At 55.4% G+C, this 14,916-nt stretch carries 14 protein-coding genes; 5 read left to right on the top strand and 9 right to left on the bottom strand.

Annotated features, from left to right (window positions below; genetic code table 11):
• The first annotated feature begins 54 nt into the window (after positions 1-54).
• From ABR39_RS13975 to ABR39_RS13960, 4 genes are all read left to right on the top strand, one after another.
• Positions 55-1,230: an MFS transporter gene (locus tag ABR39_RS13975; RefSeq protein WP_047347419.1), complete on the top strand. Its 1,176-nt coding sequence runs from the start codon at positions 55-57 to the stop codon at positions 1,228-1,230.
• Complete coding sequence (gene yidZ / locus ABR39_RS13970) at positions 1,199-2,170, top strand: HTH-type transcriptional regulator YidZ (RefSeq protein ID WP_047347418.1); 972 nt, start codon at positions 1,199-1,201, stop codon at positions 2,168-2,170. The genes ABR39_RS13975 and yidZ overlap by 32 nt, the downstream gene beginning before the upstream one ends.
• 122 nt (positions 2,171-2,292) lie before the next feature.
• Complete coding sequence (locus ABR39_RS13965) at positions 2,293-3,039, top strand: 4'-phosphopantetheinyl transferase family protein (protein ID WP_047347417.1); 747 nt, start codon at positions 2,293-2,295, stop codon at positions 3,037-3,039.
• Positions 3,040-3,075: 36 nt separating this feature from the next.
• A complete protein-coding gene (locus tag ABR39_RS13960) occupies positions 3,076-3,642 on the top strand; it encodes an NADPH-dependent FMN reductase (protein WP_014833835.1) in 567 nt (188 codons plus the stop codon).
• A gap of 93 nt (positions 3,643-3,735) precedes the next feature.
• Here the strand turns inward: ABR39_RS13960 and adeP are convergent, their stop codons facing one another.
• Positions 3,736-5,073 (bottom strand): adenine permease AdeP, encoded by a 1,338-nt coding sequence (gene adeP / locus ABR39_RS13955; RefSeq protein ID WP_165587288.1) that lies wholly within the window; start codon positions 5,071-5,073, stop codon positions 3,736-3,738.
• Positions 5,074-5,238: 165 nt separating this feature from the next.
• On the opposite strand from adeP, the gene yieH reads away from it, so the two are divergent.
• Complete coding sequence (gene yieH / locus ABR39_RS13950; protein WP_047347415.1) at positions 5,239-5,904, top strand: 6-phosphogluconate phosphatase; 666 nt, start codon at positions 5,239-5,241, stop codon at positions 5,902-5,904.
• A gap of 90 nt (positions 5,905-5,994) precedes the next feature.
• Here yieH and phoU read toward each other — a convergent pair whose 3' ends face one another.
• The 8 genes from phoU to ABR39_RS13910 all read right to left on the bottom strand — a co-directional run bounded on the left by phoU (position 5,995) and on the right by ABR39_RS13910 (position 14,902).
• Positions 5,995-6,720 (bottom strand): phosphate signaling complex protein PhoU, encoded by a 726-nt coding sequence (gene phoU, locus ABR39_RS13945; protein WP_008500182.1) that lies wholly within the window; start codon positions 6,718-6,720, stop codon positions 5,995-5,997.
• Positions 6,721-6,746: 26 nt separating this feature from the next.
• Positions 6,747-7,520 carry a phosphate ABC transporter ATP-binding protein PstB gene (gene pstB / locus ABR39_RS13940; protein WP_008500183.1) on the bottom strand — a complete coding sequence of 258 codons (774 nt, stop codon included), beginning with the start codon at positions 7,518-7,520 and terminating at the stop codon, positions 6,747-6,749.
• Between the two features lie 47 nt (positions 7,521-7,567).
• Complete coding sequence (gene pstA, locus ABR39_RS13935; protein ID WP_047347414.1) at positions 7,568-8,458, bottom strand: phosphate ABC transporter permease PstA; 891 nt, start codon at positions 8,456-8,458, stop codon at positions 7,568-7,570.
• The gene (pstC, locus tag ABR39_RS13930; protein WP_047347413.1) at positions 8,458-9,417 is read right to left on the bottom strand and encodes a phosphate ABC transporter permease PstC; all 960 of its coding nucleotides are present in this window, start codon (positions 9,415-9,417) and stop codon (positions 8,458-8,460) included. The genes pstA and pstC overlap by 1 nt, the downstream gene beginning before the upstream one ends.
• 128 nt (positions 9,418-9,545) lie before the next feature.
• Positions 9,546-10,586, bottom strand: a complete 1,041-nt coding sequence (gene pstS / locus ABR39_RS13925) for a phosphate ABC transporter substrate-binding protein PstS (protein WP_008500186.1) — start codon at positions 10,584-10,586, stop codon at positions 9,546-9,548.
• A 320-nt stretch (positions 10,587-10,906) separates the two neighbouring features.
• Complete coding sequence (gene glmS, locus ABR39_RS13920; protein WP_047347412.1) at positions 10,907-12,736, bottom strand: glutamine--fructose-6-phosphate transaminase (isomerizing); 1,830 nt, start codon at positions 12,734-12,736, stop codon at positions 10,907-10,909.
• A 237-nt stretch (positions 12,737-12,973) separates the two neighbouring features.
• Entirely contained in the window at positions 12,974-14,344 is a 1,371-nt protein-coding gene (gene glmU, locus ABR39_RS13915) for a bifunctional UDP-N-acetylglucosamine diphosphorylase/glucosamine-1-phosphate N-acetyltransferase GlmU (protein WP_047347411.1), read from the bottom strand.
• Positions 14,345-14,482: 138 nt separating this feature from the next.
• Positions 14,483-14,902, bottom strand: coding sequence for a F0F1 ATP synthase subunit epsilon (locus tag ABR39_RS13910; RefSeq protein WP_006177560.1), 420 nt, complete (start codon positions 14,900-14,902; stop codon positions 14,483-14,485).
• Positions 14,903-14,916 lie beyond the last annotated feature (14 nt).

Below are 14,916 nucleotides of genomic sequence, written 5' to 3'. Positions count from 1 at the left end.
TCGCCTAATCCCTCGTCACCCCCTATCCTGCTTGCCTGCATCTATGGGGGATTTATGGCTCGTTTTCTGTTTTGTAGTTTTGCGCTGGTTCTGCTTTATCCATCAGGCATTGATATGTATCTGGTGGGATTACCGCACATCGCCCGCGATCTGGGTGCCAGCGAAGCGCAGCTGCACATTGCGTTTTCGGCCTACCTCGCGGGGATGGCATCGTCGATGGTTTTTGCCGGAAAAATAGCGGACAAGGCAGGCCGTCAGCCTGTCGCCATAACGGGTGCCATCATTTTTGCCCTGGCATCCCTTCTCTGCTCGCAGGCAGAGAACAGCACTCTGTTCCTGGCAGGACGGTTTATCCAGGGGACTGGCGCGGGCGGTTGCTACGTCGTCGCCTTTGCGATTTTGCGCGATACCTTAAGCGCCCAGCGTCGCGCTAAGGTGCTGTCGATGCTGAACGGCATTACCTGCATCATCCCGGTGCTGGCTCCGGTCGTGGGCTATCTGATCATGCTGAAATTCCCGTGGCAGAGCCTGTTCTGGACCATGGCGGCCATGGGCGCGCTGGTATTTGTCCTTTCGATCGCCGTGCTGAAAGAGACCCACCCCGGCTCGCAGAATACCGCTCATACCCCAACGATTCACCCGGCCGAGAAGCTGCTTAACCGCTTCTTCCTCAGCCGCCTGGCCGTGACGACGTTAAGCGTGGCGGTGATCCTGACCTATGTAAACGTTTCCCCGGTTTTACTAATGGAGACCATGGGCTTCGACCGCGGCGAGTATTCTACCGTGATGGCGTTAACCGCAATGGTCAGTATGGCAGTCTCGTTCTCTACACCGTTTGCGCTAAATATTTTCAGCCAGCGCACGCTGATGCTGACCTCACAGGTTTTATTCCTCACCGCAGGCGTTATCCTGGCGACCACCAGCTCACATGCGGTAATGCTGGTGGGGATTACCCTCATTTGCGCCGGGTTCTCGGTTGGCTTTGGCGTAGCGATGAGTCAGGCGCTCGGTCCGTTCTCGCTACGGGCAGGCGTGGCAAGCTCGGCGCTGGGTATCGCGCAGGTCTGCGGCTCGTCCCTGTGGATATGGCTGGCGGCAGTTATCGGACTTAACGCCCTCAATATGCTGATCGGGATTCTGATTGGCTGTAGCATGCTCTGCATCATCTTACTTATGGCCATTCAGCCCGCGGCGCATTATGAAGAAGCCCATCAGCAGTCTCGATCTTAACCTGTTGCTTTGCCTGCAGCTTTTGCTGCAGGAGCGCAGCGTCACCAAAGCGGCGAAGCGGATGAACGTGACACCGTCGGCAGTGAGTAAATCGCTGGCTAAACTGCGTGACTGGTTCGACGACCCGCTGTTTGTCAAAACGCCGTTAGGGTTGCTGCCGACGCCGCTGACGGTAAGCCTGGAGCAGGATCTGGCCGACTGGATGCAAATCGGCAACCAGATCCTCGATAAATTCCACCATGACTCCCCCGGCGGGCTGACGTTCGTGCTGGCCGCCGAAACGCCGCTGATGCTGATCCGCTTTAATGCCCTGCTGGAGCAGGTGAATCAGCGCTATCCACAGGCTACGGTGAAGATGCGCCACTGGGATTACGACTCGCTGGACGCTATTACGCGTGGAGAGGTGGATCTGGGCTTTACCGGACGCGAAACGCATCCGCGTTCTCGCGAGCTGCTGAAGCTGTTGCCGTGGTTTATCGACTACGAGATCCTGTTCAGCGACCGTCCGTGCGTGTATCTGCGTGAGGATCACCCCGCGCTTCAGGATGAATGGAACCTCGAAACCTTCCTGCGCTATCCGCATATCAGTATCTTCTGGGAACGCAGCGACACCTGGGCGCTGGACGAAGTGCTAAAGGAGATGGGTCGAGAGAGAAACATTGCCATGTGCGTGCCGGGCTTTGAGCAGTCGATGTTTATGGCAGCGCAGCCCGGGCATAACTATATCGCCACGGCTCCGCACTACTGCCACCACTACAATCAACTCCACCAGCGGAAGCTAATCGCGCTGCCCATTCCCATTGACGAAGCGCAGGCTGAAAAGCTCACCGTTCCCTTCACGCTAATCTGGCATAAACGGAACAGCCATAATCCGAAAATCCTCTGGTTGCGGGAGACCATCAAGGCGCTGTACGGTGCGAACGATCCAATTTTTGCCTAAGAAAATGTAAAGTTCGGTCCTAAGGCTTCTCTTACTCCCATTTACTGATTAAAACAGGAGTCAAGTTAAGCGATAATCATGTAACCGTTTAACCGATTACGACCATTATCAAGGAGCGAACAATGGCTACGCACTTTGCAAGAGGGATACTTACAGAAGGACGTCTCGTATCGGCCAGACTATCTTCATCCTGCCACAGTGAAGCACTCACTCTCCCGGAACACCGCAGGACGCGCTTTTTAGCGTCCCGGGCGCTTCTCGCGGAACTGCTGTTTATGCTGTACGGCACCACCGAACTGCCGGACATCATTACCCAACCAGAAGGCCGCCCGGTCTTTGCCGACCCGGAGCTCCCGCGATTTTCCATTGCCTACACGGGCAATATCATTGGCGTCGCGCTGGCCACCGAAGGGGATTGCGGGCTGGATATGGAACTTCAGCGCGCGACGCGGGGCTTCCACGGTGCAAACCCGCACGATGACTACCCGCTCTCAAGCAATGAACAGCTGTGGGTGCGCAACCAGAACGATCCCATCGAGGCCAGAACCCAGCTCATCACCCTGCGCCAGAGCATTCGCAAGCTCTGCGGCTGCGCGTCAGACGACGCCAGTCTGCTGCAGCTGCTGCCAGGCTCCGGACGCCTGCGTGCCGCCAAAGCCACGCTGGTAGAGGCGCTCAGTGACGCAGAGGATGTGCTCATTTGGTCCATTGCGGTGACCCCCGCCATCGAACGCATGAAAATCTGGGAATTTGACAGTCAACAGGGATGGCGTAGCCTTCCTGATGTGCCCGAGCGCGCCAACGAGCCCGCCGCACGCCTGATGCGTTTAACCAGTTTACCGGCAGAAAAAGCATATACCCTTAGCTGATCCGATCAGGGTCATCATGATGAAACAGGAGTAATCATGTCTGATACGTTGAAAGTAGTTACGTTACTGGGAAGCCTGCGCAAAGGTTCATTTAACGGGATGGTTGCCCGCACGCTGCCTCAGCTGGCACCGGCAGGTATGGAAATTAGCGCCCTGCCGTCTATTGGCGATATTCCGCTCTATGATGCAGACGTGCAGCAGGAAGAGGGTTTCCCGCAGAGCGTTGAGGCCCTGGCAGAGCAGATTCGCCAGGCCGACGGCGTGGTCATCGTCACGCCGGAGTATAACTACTCGGTTCCGGGTGGCCTGAAAAACGCCATTGACTGGCTGTCGCGTTTACCGGAGCAGCCGCTCTCGGGCAAACCGGTGCTGATACAGACCAGTTCAATGGGGGCCATTGGTGGCGCACGCTGTCAGTATCACCTGCGCCAGATCCTGGTATTCCTGGATGCGATGGTGATGAACAAGCCGGAATTTATGGGCGGAGTGATTCAGAACAAGGTCGACCCGCAAACGGGTGAAGTGGTGGATCAGAGCACGCGCGACCATCTCTCTGGCCAGCTGACGGCGTTTGGGGATTATATTAAGCGGGTGAAGGCGTAAGGTGAAGTGCGGGCTGATGCCCTCACCCTGGCCCTCTCCCACGGGGAGAGGGTACAAACACTAAAGCCCTTTTCTTCGAAAAGGGCTTGCTGTTTATTTGGCGTCGATGAACACAATCTTCAGCACAAACAGCAGCGCCACAATGATGACGCACGGGCTGAGGTCGCGGAAGCGACCGGTGCCAATCTTCATTACGCAGTAGGAGATAAAGCCCAGCGCGATACCTTCGGTAATCGAGAAGCTGAACGGCATCATCACGGCGGTAATAAACGCCGGCACCGCTTCGGTTAAATCATCCCACTTCACGCGCGACAGGCTGGAGGTCATCAGCACCCCCACGTAGATCAGCGCGCCCGCAGCCGCATACGGTGGAACCATGCCCGCCAGCGGAGAGAGGAAGATCACCAGCAGGAACAGAATCCCCACCACCACCGCCGTCAGACCGGTGCGTCCGCCCACGGAAACCCCGGAAGAGGATTCAATGTAAGCGGTAACAGACGAGGTCCCGATAAAAGCACCAGTCACAGAGGAAATACTGTCCACAAACAGCGCCTGCTTCATGCGAGGGAATTTCCCTTTCTCATCTGCCAGACCCGCTTTGTCGGTTACGCCAATCAGCGTACCGGAGGAGTCAAACAGATTGACCAGCATGAAGGAGAAAATCACGCCCGCCAGGCCCAGGTTCAGGGAACCGGCCAGATCGACGTGGCCAATGACGGTAGAGACGCTCGGCGGCGCAGAGACGATACCGTTATAGTGAACGTCGCCCAGCATCCAGCCCAGCAGCGTGGTGACCACGATAGACACCAGCACCGCCGCATGGATATTGCGGGAAGCCAGGATCGCGATGATAAAGAAGCCCAGCACGCCCAGCAGCACGTTATGAGAGGTCAGGTGACCGATGCTCACCAGCGTATCCGGGTTCGCCACGATGACACCGGCGTTTTTCAGCCCCATCATACCGATGAACAGACCAATACCGCTGGTGATGCCCACGCGCAAGCTGACAGGAATGTTCGCAATCATCCAGTAACGCACGCGGAAAATGGTCAGCAGCAGCAGACCAACTGCGCCCCAGAAGATCGCGCCCATGCCAACCTGCCACGGCAGGCCCATCGCCTGAACGACCACGAACGCGAAGAACGCATTCAGACCCATTGCCGGTGCCAGCGCAACCGGCAGGTTAGCGAACACGCCCATCAGGATGCTGCCAAGGGCGGCAATCAGACAGGTGGTCACGAAGACGGCGCTGGTATCCATGCCAGCAACGCCCAGAATTTGTGGGTTAACAAAAACGATATAGACCATCGTCAGGAAGGTGGTGAAACCGGCGATCACTTCGGTGCGTGCCGTTGTGCCGTGCTCGCGCAGCTTAAACACTCGCTCAAGCAGACCCTGACCAGATGTCTGGGTAGTGTGTTGTTGACTCATCATCAATTTCCGAACAAGGAGGGAAAATTCGTCGCTATCCTATACCAAAATGCGACAATAGTGGCGGTTATGAGATACTTTTTTCATTGATTTTGCTTATACGGCAACGATTGCGTCTCGTTAAACTGCCGTACGTAAACGTTAAACTTGTTAAAAGGGAAAGGCATGTCCGGAATTGAAGCGGTATTTTTCGACTGCGACGGAACGCTGGTCGACAGTGAGGTCATTTGTTCCCGCGCGTATGTCACCATGTTCCAGGAATTTGGCATTACGCTGGAACTCGAAGAGGTGTTTAAACGCTTTAAGGGCGTGAAGCTATACGAGATCATCGACATCATTAACCAGGAACACGGTGTGGATCTGGCGAAAGCCGATCTGGAACCGGTATACCGCGCCGAGGTCGCACGCCTGTTCGACTCCGAGCTGGAAGTTATCGCCGGGGCTAACGCGTTGCTGGATGCGATGACGGTGCCCATCTGCGTGGTCTCTAACGGCCCGGTCAGCAAAATGCAGCATTCGCTGGGCAAGCTCGGGATGTTGCACCATTTCCCGGAAAAGCTGTTCAGCGGCTACGATATCCAGCGCTGGAAGCCCGACCCGGCGCTGATGTTCCATGCGGCAAAAGCGATGAACGTTAATGTAGAAAACTGCATTCTGGTGGACGACTCGTCTGCGGGCGCGCAGTCTGGGATTGATGCGGGGATGGAGGTGTTTTACTTCTGCGCCGATCCGCACAACAAGCCGATCGAACATCCTAAAGTGACGACGTTTACCGATCTGGCACAGCTGCCGCAACTGTGGAAGGCGCGCGGGTGGGATATTACTCGCTGAGTTTTCCCCTCACCCCGGCCTTCTCCCTATGGGAGAGAAAACCGAGTGGTTCCCTCTCCCATAGGGAGAGGGTTAGGGGGAGGGTAAAAATCACTCTTTCGGATCTTTACCCGCCAGCAGCTTGTCCAGCTCGTCGCCGCCCACGTGACGGAAGTCCTGACCTTTCACGAAGTAAAAAATGTATTCGCAAATGTTCTGGCAGCGGTCACCGATACGCTCGATAGAGCGCGCGCAGAACAGGGCCGTCAGTACGCTTGGGATGGTACGTGAATCTTCCATCATGTAGGTCATCAGCTGGCGCACGATGCCTTCATACTCCTGGTCGACCTTCTTGTCTTCACGGTAGATACGCACCGCTTCGTCAAGATCCATACGCGCAAAGGCATCCAGCACGTCGTGCAGCATCTGCACGGTGTGACGGCCCAGCGACTCGAGGCTCACCAGCAGCGGCTGATGCTGCTGAGAGAACTTCTCCAGCGCAGTGCGGCAGATTTTATCCGCAACGTCACCAATACGTTCCAGCTCGGCGATGGTTTTAATGATTGCCATCACCAGACGCAGGTCGCTCGCCGTCGGCTGACGTTTCGCGATAATGCGTACGCAGGCTTCGTCGATAGCCACTTCCATCATGTTGACGTTTTTGTCGCCTTCAATGACGCGCTTCGCCAGCTCGCTGTCCTGGTTGTGCATTGCCGTAATCGCATCAGAAAGCTGCTGCTCGACCATGCCGCCCATGGTCATCACCTGGGTGCGAATGCTTTCCAGCTCTGCGTTGAACTGGCCGGAAATGTGTTTATTAAGATTGAGGTTGTCCATGGTTTCTCCACATGCACTAAGGCAAATCAACCGTAGCGGCCAGTAATATAATCTTCGGTTTGTTTCTTCGCGGGCTTAGTGAACAGATCGTCCGTGTTACTGAACTCAATCAATTCACCCAGGTACATAAACGCCGTGTGATCGGAACAACGCGCAGCCTGCTGCATGTTATGGGTCACGATAACCACGGTGTAATCCTGCTTCAGCTCGGTGATCAGTTCTTCAATACGACCGGTTGAAATAGGGTCCAGCGCTGAACACGGCTCATCCAGCAGCAACACTTCCGGGCGAATGGCAATACCGCGCGCAATGCACAGACGCTGCTGCTGACCACCGGATAGAGAGTACCCGCTCTGGTGTAACTTATCTTTGGTTTCGTTCCATAATGCGGCCTTGGTCAACGCCCACTGCACGCGCTCGTCCATATCGGCACGGGAGAGCTTTTCAAACAGGCGCACGCCAAACGCGATGTTGTCATAAATGGACATCGGGAACGGCGTCGGTTTCTGGAACACCATACCTACTTTGGCACGCAGCAGGGCGATATCCTGGGCCTGGGTCAGAATGTTTTCGCCGTCCAGGATGATTTCACCTTCAGCACGCTGCTCCGGATAGAGCGAATACATTTTGTTAAAGGTACGCAGCAGCGTGGATTTTCCACAGCCGGATGGACCGATAAACGCCGTGACCTGGTTCTTCGCAATATCCAGGTTGATGTTCTTCAGGGCATGGAATTTGCCGTAGTAGAAGTTCAAATCACGAACCTGAATCTTACCCGGGGCAGTATCAACCATACTCATTGACTCATTTCCTCATTCGGCGCCGCGAGCTGCCGCGCCGTAAAAAATTAACCGTGTTTCTTCTTCGCGAAAATGACGCGCGCCAGAATGTTCAGCAACAGTACGCAAAGGGTAATGATCAGCACCCCGGCCCAGGCCAGCTGCTGCCATTCCGCGAATGGGCTCATCGCAAACTTAAAGATCGTTACCGGCAGGTTGGCGATCGGCTGCATCATGTCCGTGCTCCAGAACTGGTTGGAGAGGGACGTAAACAGCAGCGGCGCCGTTTCGCCTGCGATACGCGCAACCGCCAGCAGGATACCGGTCATGATCCCGGAGATGGACGCTTTGAGCGTAATCGCAGAGATCATCTTCCACTTCGGCGTACCCAGCGCGTAAGCCGCTTCACGCAGGCTGTCCGGCACCAGTTTCAGCATGTTCTCGGTGGTACGAATAACGATCGGCACCTGCAGCAGCGCAAGTGCAATCACACCCGCCCAGCCGGAGAAGTGTTCCATTTGCGCCACCACCACGGTGTAAACAAACAGACCTACTACGATAGACGGGGCTGAGAGCAGAATGTCGTTGATGAAACGAATAACTTCCGCCAGCCAGGATTTACGACCGTATTCCGCCAGGTAGATACCCGCCATGATGCCCAGCGGCGTACCGAAGACCGTCGCCCACAGGATCAGCAACCCGCTGCCCGCCAGGGCATTCGCCAGGCCACCACCCGCTGTATTCGGCGGCGGGGTCATTTCGGTGAACAGCGCCAGCGACATCCCGTCAATCCCGCGCACGACGGTTGAGAACAGGATCCAGACCAGCCAGAACAGACCGAACGCCATCGTCGCCATTGAGAGCGTCAGCGCAATGCGGTTTTTTATGCGGCGTCTGGCCTGCATTTTGCGGCGGGACTCCGCCAGCTCAGCGGTAGCTTGCATTTCGAGAGTTGCCATTAGCGTGCCCCCTCATTTTTAGCGAGGCGCATAATCATCAGCTTGGAAATTGCCAGAACGATGAAGGTGATAACGAACAGAATCAGCCCCAGCTCCATCAGTGCCGCGACGTGCAGACCCGATTCCGCTTCCGCAAATTCGTTCGCCAGCGCAGAGGTAATACTGTTACCCGGCATGTAGAGCGATGCGCTGTCGAGCTGATAGGTGTTGCCGATAATAAAGGTCACCGCCATGGTTTCACCCAGCGCACGGCCTAATCCCAGCATCACGCCCCCGATCACCCCATTTTTGGTGAACGGAAGGACAATGCGCCAGATAACTTCCCAGGTGGTGCAGCCGATGCCATAGGCCGACTCTTTCATCATCACCGGCGTTTGTTCGAAGACATCGCGCATAACCGCCGCAATGTACGGAATAATCATGATGGCGAGGATCACACCTGCCGCCAGAATACCGATACCGAACGCCGGGCCAGAGAACAGGGCACCCACAAACGGAATGGCGGAAAGAACGTTACCCACCGGCACCTGGAAGTACGTTGCGAACAGCGGTGCAAAGATAAACAGACCCCACATGCCGTATACGATACTCGGAATAGCCGCCAGCAGTTCGATGGCGATCCCCAGCGGACGACGCAGCCAGCCCGGCGCCAGCTCCGTCAGGAACAGGGCAATACCAAAGCTTACCGGAACCGCAATCAGCAGGGCGATAAACGAGGTAACCAACGTGCCGTAAATCGGCACCAGCGCACCGTAGATATCGTTCGGCGCATCCCACTCTTTGGTCCACAGGAAGGAGAAACCGAATTTCTGGATGCTCGGCCAGGAGGAGAAAATCAGAGACACGATAATGCCGCCCAGCAGCAATAGCACAATCAGCGCAGCCAGTTTTACCAGCGCGCTGAAAATCATGTCACCTTTTTTACCCGGAGGGTTAAATGCAGGCTTGGTTGCAGCCATAAATTACTCTTCTTTATGAGACGTCTTACGAATATGCCCGGTGGCGCTGGCGCTTACCGGGCCTACAGGATGAACCGTAGGGCGGGTAAGCGTCAGCGCCACCCGCCATCTTCGTCAAAAATATCCTGTTAGTACAGCGCTTTACCGCTGCTGTCTTTCACGTTGGTTTTCCATGCAGCGCGAATCTGCTCAACCACGTTGTCCGGCAGGGTGGCGTAATCCAGGGCGTTAGCCTGTTTGCCGCCGTTTTTGTACGCCCAGTCGAAGAACTTCAGCACTTCAGCGCCCTGCTCAGGTTTCTTCTGCTCTTTGTGAACCAGAATGAAGGTGGTAGAGGTGATTGGCCATGCACCTTCGCCTTTCTGGTTAGTCAGGTCCTGCGCGAAGGATTTGCTCCAGTCAGCGCCTTTCGCGGCGTTAGCAAAGTTTTCTTCGGTCGGGCTAACCGGTTTGCCATCGGCTGAAACCAGTTTGGTGTAGGACAGGTTGTTCTGCTTAGCGTACGCATACTCTACGTAGCCAATTGAGCCCGGCAGACGCTGTACGAACGCAGCGATACCGTCGTTACCTTTACCGCCCAGACCGGTTGGCCAGTTAACGGTAGAGCCGGAACCGACTTTAGATTTCCACTCTTCGTTCACTTTCGCCAGGTAGCTGGTGAACACGAAAGAGGTACCGGAACCATCCGCGCGGCGAACCACAGCGATGTTCTGAGAAGGCAGCTTCAGGCCTGGGTTGAGTTTAGCGATCGCTTCGTCATCCCATTTTTTGATTTTACCCAGGTAGATGTCACCCAGGGTTTTGCCGTCCAGCACCAGCTCGCCCGACTTCACGCCCGGCAGGTTGATGGCCAGAACCACACCACCGATCACGGTAGGGAACTGGAACAGGCCTTCCTGAGCCAGTTTGTCATCAGACAGCGGAGCGTCGGATGCGCCGAAATCAACCGTGTTCGCGGTAATTTGTTTAACGCCACCGGAGGAGCCGATACCCTGATAGTTAACCTTGTTACCGGTTTCTTTCTGGTAGGTATCCGCCCATTTGGCATACACCGGCGCAGGGAAGGTTGCACCAGCGCCAGTCAGGCTTGCTTCTGCAAAAACAGAGAACGCGCTCAGAGATAAGGTCGCGGCGACAACAGTTGCGACAGTGGTACGCATAACTTTCATAATGTCTCCTGCAAGATTTTCGTAAATCGTTGTTTAGTGGCTACGATGAGCAAAATAGGACAAACAGGTGACAGATAAATGTACGAATTATGACAGTTTTATGACAGTGAAAATTTAACTTAAAAACTCGCAAAACAATGCTTAACTTTCATCGGCTTAGCCAGTTTTATGACAGGGCGTTTTCAGAAATATTTTCTTTATGTGACACTGAAAAAATAGCTGAAGATGACAAATTGTCATCAATAAAAACGTGAAGGAATTGATTAAAAACAAACCGGGCGGGGTAAAAAAGCTCCACCCGAAGGTGGAGCCTGAAGGGATTATTCTACGGTGACAGACTTCGCCAGGTTACGCGGCTGGTCAACGTCGGTGCCTTTGATCAGCGCCACGTGATAGGCCAGCAACTGCAGCGGAACGGTGTAGAAGATTGGCGCAATCACCTCTTCCACATGCGGCATCTCAATGATGTGCATGTTGTCGTTGCTGACAAAACCGGCATCTTTATCGGCGAAGACGTACAGAACACCACCGCGGGCGCGCACTTCTTCGATGTTAGATTTCAGTTTCTCCAGCAGTTCGTTGTTAGGAGCCACAACGATGACCGGCATATCGGCGTCAATCAGCGCCAGCGGGCCGTGTTTCAGCTCGCCTGCCGCATAGGCTTCTGCGTGAATGTATGAGATCTCTTTCAGCTTCAGCGCGCCTTCCAGCGCAATCGGATACTGATCGCCACGGCCCAGGAACAGGGCGTGATGCTTGTCGGAGAAATCTTCCGCCAGCGCTTCAATGCGTTTGTCCTGAGACAGCATCTGCTCAATACGGCTCGGCAGCGCCTGCAGACCATGAACGATGTCATGCTCAACAGAGGCGTCTTCACCTTTCAGACGCGCCAGCTTCGCCACCAGCATCAGCAGTACGGTCAGCTGAGTGGTAAACGCTTTGGTGGAGGCCACGCCGATTTCGGTGCCCGCTTTGGTCATCAGCGCCAGATCGGATTCACGCACCAGCGAGGAGCCCGGGACGTTACAGATGGCCAGAGAACCCAGGTAACCCAGCTCTTTCGAGAGACGCAGCGCGGCCAGGGTATCCGCCGTTTCACCAGACTGGGAAAGGGTGATCATCAGGCTGTTACGACGCACCGCGGATTTGCGATAGCGGAATTCAGACGCGATTTCCACGTCGCACGGCACGCCCGCCAGGGATTCAAACCAGTAGCGAGAGACCATACCGGAGTTGTAGGAGGTGCCGCAGGCCACGATCTGAATATGCTCAACCTTGCCGAGCAGTTCGTTCGCGTTTGCACCCAGCTCGCTGAGGTCAACCTCGCCGTGGCTGATGCGCCCGGTGAGGGTGTTTTTGATGGCGTTTGGCTGCTCGTAAATCTCTTTCTGCATGTAATGACGGTAAGCGCCTTTGTCGCCCGCGTCGTACTGCAGGTTAGATTCGATCTCCTGGCGTTTAACCTGCTCGCCTTTGGTATCGAATACGGTCACGCTGCGGCGAGTCACTTCCGCGATATCACCCTCTTCCAGGAAGATAAAGCGACGGGTCACCGGCAGGAGCGCCAGCTGGTCAGAGGCGATAAAGTTTTCACCCATGCCCAGACCGATAACCATTGGACTACCGGAACGTGCGGCCAGCAGCGTGGACGGATCGCGTGAGTCCATGATCACCGTACCGTACGCACCGCGCAGCTGAGGGATAGCGCGCAGCACTGCTTCACGCAGCGTGCCGCCCTGCTCCAGCTCCCAGTGAACCAGGTGAGCAATCACTTCGGTGTCGGTTTCAGAGACGAAGGTATAGCCGCGCGCTTTCAGTTCTTCGCGCAGCGGTTCGTGGTTTTCGATAATGCCGTTATGCACCACCACGATGTGTTCAGACACATGCGGGTGCGCGTTGCCTTCAGACGGTTCGCCGTGCGTCGCCCAGCGGGTGTGCGCAATACCGGTACCACCGTGCAGCGGATGTTCTTCCGCGGCCTGAGCCAGCATCTGCACTTTACCGAGACGGCGCAGACGGGTCATATGACCTTCTGCATCGACGACAGCCAGACCGGCAGAGTCGTAACCACGGTATTCCAGACGACGTAAACCTTCGAGAAGGATTTCAGCAATATCACGCTGCGCAACTGCGCCAACAATTCCACACATAGTTTTAGATTCCGAATTTAGGCATGATGCCTGCGTTGTCGCTGACCTGTATTTGCCCTTTCCGGGCACCCCGAGCCTTGTAGAGAGTGGGGTTATTTTTATGGGTACTGCTTGTGGGGGGAGGATTATATTATCCCCTCACCCCGGCCCTCTCCCCAAAGGGGCGAGGGAGAAAAACACCGCACCGAACGATCCCCTCACCCTTTGGGGAGAGGGTTAGGGTGAGGGGTAAATCCGTTACTTTTTCTTCGCCGGGCGTTTCCAGCCCTGCTTATTTATCTGCGGCACACGGCTTAACACCAGCTCGTTCTCGGCCACATCGCGCGTAACGGTTGTTCCGGCGGCAATAGTCACCCCATTACCCACGGTAACAGGCGCCACCAGCTGGGTATCGGAACCGACGAACACATCATCACCGATGATGGTTTTAAACTTATTCGCGCCGTCATAGTTACAGGTAATGGTCCCTGCACCAATATTCACGTTGTCGCCAATTTCCGCATCGCCCAGATAGGTTAAATGGCCCGCTTTGGAACCTTTACCCAGACGCGCTTTTTTCATCTCAACGAAGTTGCCCACGTGAGCGCCTTCCAGCAGCTCGGCACCCGGGCGTAAACGCGCAAACGGGCCGATGGTACACGCCGCGTCCAGGCGGGCATCTTCGACCACGCTGTATGGGCTGATTTCGCAATCGTCACCGATAACGCTGTTTTTAATCACGCAGCCGGTGCCAATTTTGACGCGGTTGCCCAGCGTGACGTTGCCTTCAACGATAACGTTAGTATCAATCTCAACGTCACGCCCGTGCGACAAGGTGCCGCGCAGATCGAAACGTGCCGGATCGCGCAGCATCACGCCCGCCAGCAGCAGTTTTTCTGCTTGCTCGGACTGGTAAATGCGCTCAAGACGGGAGAGCTGCAGACGGTTATTGACGCCGTCCGTTTCGCTGATGCGCGCCGGATGAACGGCGGCAATTTCACGACCTTCGTGATGCGCCATCGCAATGATGTCGGTGATGTAGTATTCACCCTGCGCGTTGTTGTTGTTGAGCTTCGACAGCCAGCGCTTCATGTCTGCGCCGTTGGCAATCAGGATACCGGTGTTGATCTCCGGAATCTGACGCTGTTCATCGCTGGCATCTTTATGCTCAACAATCCCGGTTACCTTGCCGTTTTCACGCGTAATGCGGCCATACCCACTCGGATCGTCCAGCACAACGGTTAACAAGCCGATGCCGCCCTGCGGCTTGGCTTCACGCAGGCGAGTCAGCGTTTCCACGGAAATCAGCGGGACGTCGCCGTAGAGCATCAGAATGTCTTCGTCATCGGCAAAGAACGGGGCAGCCTGCTGCATCGCATGTCCGGTACCCAGTTGTTCTGCCTGAAGCACCCAGTTGAGGTTGTCATCACTCAGCGTCTTTTTAAGCAGATCGCCGCCGTGGCCGTAAACCAGATGTACCTGACGGGCGCCCAGTTCATTAGCGGCATCAATGACATGCTGCACCATCGGCTTTCCTGCCAGGGTGTGCAGCACCTTAGGAAGATCGGAATACATGCGGGTGCCTTTACCAGCGGCAAGGATGACCACGCTCATCGTATTGTTCAACATACGCGTCCTGACTGTAATTTGAGTGAGAAGTAAAAACGTTTGATGCTTAAAATTCTACATCTTTTTCATCATGAATTAAGGATCAAAAAAAAAGCCAGCCTGGGAACCAGACTGGCTTTTGTGCTTTTCAAGCCGGTGTTACATCGCTTTTTTGGTCAACTCGATAACGCGCAGTTTCGCGATCGCTTTGGCCAGTTCCGCAGACGCCTGAGCGTAATCCACGTCACCATGAGAGCTACTAATGTGCTCTTCAGCCTTACGCTTCGATTCCAGGGCTCGCGCTTCGTCGAGATCCTGGCCACGAATAGCGGTATCGGCCAGAACGGTCACACTGCCAGGCTGCACTTCAAGAATGCCGCCGGACAGATAGATAAACTCTTCGTGACCGAACTGTTTAACGATGCGGATCATACCAGGCTTAATGGCGGTGAGCAGCGGTGCGTGACCCGGGAAAATACCCAGTTCACCTTCACTACCCGTTACCTGGATTTTCTCGACCAGACCAGAGAACATTTGTTGCTCTGCGCTGACGACGTCCAGGTGGTAAGTCATTGCCATATCACCCTCCGATT

This window comes from Enterobacter genomosp. O (genome assembly GCF_001022965.1).
Classification (GTDB): Bacteria; Pseudomonadota; Gammaproteobacteria; order Enterobacterales; family Enterobacteriaceae; genus Enterobacter; species Enterobacter cloacae_L.
This window is presented reverse-complemented; position numbering and strand designations above follow the sequence as displayed.

Bases quoted from the DNA above. Each gene is read 5' to 3' on its own strand.
- glmU (WP_047347411.1), bottom strand. From the start codon at position 14,344: ATGTTGAACAATACGATGAGCGTGGTCATCCTTGCCGCTGGTAAAGGC.
- yieH (WP_047347415.1), top strand. From the start codon at position 5,239: ATGTCCGGAATTGAAGCGGTATTTTTCGACTGCGACGGAACGCTGGTC.
- pstA (WP_047347414.1), bottom strand. From the start codon at position 8,458: ATGGCAACTCTCGAAATGCAAGCTACCGCTGAGCTGGCGGAGTCCCGC.
- yidZ (WP_047347418.1), top strand. From the start codon at position 1,199: ATGAAGAAGCCCATCAGCAGTCTCGATCTTAACCTGTTGCTTTGCCTG.
- glmS (WP_047347412.1), bottom strand. From the start codon at position 12,736: ATGTGTGGAATTGTTGGCGCAGTTGCGCAGCGTGATATTGCTGAAATC.
- ABR39_RS13965 (WP_047347417.1), top strand. From the start codon at position 2,293: ATGGCTACGCACTTTGCAAGAGGGATACTTACAGAAGGACGTCTCGTA.
- ABR39_RS13910 (WP_006177560.1), bottom strand. From the start codon at position 14,902: ATGGCAATGACTTACCACCTGGACGTCGTCAGCGCAGAGCAACAAATG.
- pstB (WP_008500183.1), bottom strand. From the start codon at position 7,520: ATGAGTATGGTTGATACTGCCCCGGGTAAGATTCAGGTTCGTGATTTG.
- ABR39_RS13975 (WP_047347419.1), top strand. From the start codon at position 55: ATGGCTCGTTTTCTGTTTTGTAGTTTTGCGCTGGTTCTGCTTTATCCA.
- pstS (WP_008500186.1), bottom strand. From the start codon at position 10,586: ATGAAAGTTATGCGTACCACTGTCGCAACTGTTGTCGCCGCGACCTTA.
- adeP (WP_165587288.1), bottom strand. From the start codon at position 5,073: ATGAGTCAACAACACACTACCCAGACATCTGGTCAGGGTCTGCTTGAG.
- pstC (WP_047347413.1), bottom strand. From the start codon at position 9,417: ATGGCTGCAACCAAGCCTGCATTTAACCCTCCGGGTAAAAAAGGTGAC.
- phoU (WP_008500182.1), bottom strand. From the start codon at position 6,720: ATGGACAACCTCAATCTTAATAAACACATTTCCGGCCAGTTCAACGCA.
- ABR39_RS13960 (WP_014833835.1), top strand. From the start codon at position 3,076: ATGTCTGATACGTTGAAAGTAGTTACGTTACTGGGAAGCCTGCGCAAA.